General features: G+C 66.6%; 1 protein-coding gene. It reads right to left on the reverse strand.

What is annotated here, in order from left to right; all coding sequences use genetic code 11:
- A partial coding sequence (locus tag RMO40_RS03955) for a transglutaminase family protein (protein ID WP_309716612.1) occupies nucleotides 1-1,768 on the reverse strand: 1,768 nt, incomplete at both ends.

A 1,768-nucleotide genomic window follows, 5' to 3' on the forward strand; every position in this document is an offset into this window, starting at 1 on the left:
GGCAGGCGTTGGGGCCTTCGGCGGTCTTGCGTTGCAGCTCGGCGAACGCAATCTCGATCTCGTACACCGAGTCGTTGCGCGCGTCGTCGACGCCCGGCGCCGGGCAGGTCGGGCCGATGAAGAGGCCCGAGAACAGATAACTCAGCGCCGGGTGGTTATGCCAGTAGCCCACCATGCTGGCCAGCAGGTCCGGCCGGCGCAGGAAGGGTGAGTCGGCCACCGTGGCACCACCGAGCACGAAGTGGTTGCCGCCGCCGGTGCCGGTGTGGCGTCCATCGACCATGAACTTCTCGGTCGACAAACGTGTTTCGTGCGCGACCTGGTAGAGGTGGGTCGTTTGCTCCACCAGTTCTTTCCAGCTGTGCGCGGGGTGGATGTTGACTTCGATCACACCGGGGTCGGGCGTGACACGCAGCGTCGACAGGCGCGGGTCTTTCGGCGGCTCGTAGCCTTCCAGAATCACCGGCAGCTTCATTTCGGCGGCCGTGTCTTCGCAGGCCGCCACCAGCTCGAGATAGTCTTCCAGCGCCGTCATCGGCGGCATGAAGACGTAGAGCCTGCCATTGCGCGGCTCGGCGCTCATGGCGGTGCGGGTGACCCAGCCGGCCGACTCGCCCGCAGCAGGCACCTTGGTCTGCGCCGTGCTCAGGCTGGCGGCCACGGCGGGGCCGCCGTGACCGCCGTTCAAGGCGGCACGCGAGCGCTCGCCAAAGCCGGCTGGCGACGGGGCCACGTCGGGCGGTGCTGCAACGCCACTCTCGTAGCCGCCCGTGGCGTAACGCAATCGCCGGTAAGGGGGCAGCGGCACAAAGGGCTGCGTCTGGTCGGGTGGGTGCACCCAGGGCAGGTCGCTGGCCTTGGCCCAGGGTTGCGAATCCAGTGGCAAGCGGTAGCCCATGGCCGAGTCGCCAGGGATCAGGTAACACCGCTCGCTGCGCAGGAACCATGTACCGGTCTGCCAGCGCGCCACCGGCCCGGCATTCTTTACGTCAAAGCGCGCGACAGGCAGCACATGGCCCACCACTTTTTCCAGGCCCTGGGTGAAGATCTTGCGCAGGCGGTCGCGCTCCAATTCGTCGCCCAGCTTGGCGTCGAACGGTTCGACGTTGGTGGGCAGCTTGCGCTCGCGCCACAGGTAGTACCAGACGTCTTCGTACGCCGGGAACACGTACTTCGGGTCGAGCGCGAGGCGTTTGGCCACACCGCTCAGGAACTTGTGGGCCTCGATGTCGGTGACCTGGTAGTCCTTGTGCTCGCTGGCATACAGCTCGGGGTGCGTCCAGATCGGCTCCTTGTCCTTGCGCCAGAAGAGGTTGAGCGACCAGCGCGGCAACTGCTCGCCCGGGTACCACTTGCCCTGGCCGTAGTGCAGCAGGCCGCCATCGCCGTACTTGGCGCGCAGCTTGTCCATCAGGTCGGCACTCAAGAGGCGTTTGGTGGGGCCCATGGCCTCGGTGTTCCACTCGGCGCCGTCGCGGTCGTCGACCGACACGAAGGTGGGTTCACCGCCTTGTGTGAGGCGCACGTCATGCTTGCGCAGGTCGGCGTCGACCTTGTGGCCCAGCGCTTCGATGCTCGACCATTGATCGTCGGTATAAGGCAGCGTGACGCGTGGCGACTCCCATACGCGCGAGACCTTCATGTGGTGTTCGAACTCGGTCTCGCAGTCATCGAGCGCACCACTCACCGGCGCCGCCGAAGACGGCTCGGGCGAACACGCCAGGGGAATGTGCCCTTCACCCGCCAGCAGCCCCGAGGTGGGGTCGAA

This window comes from Rhizobacter sp. (genome assembly GCF_031412075.1).
Classification (GTDB): domain Bacteria; phylum Pseudomonadota; class Gammaproteobacteria; order Burkholderiales; family Burkholderiaceae_C; genus Rhizobacter.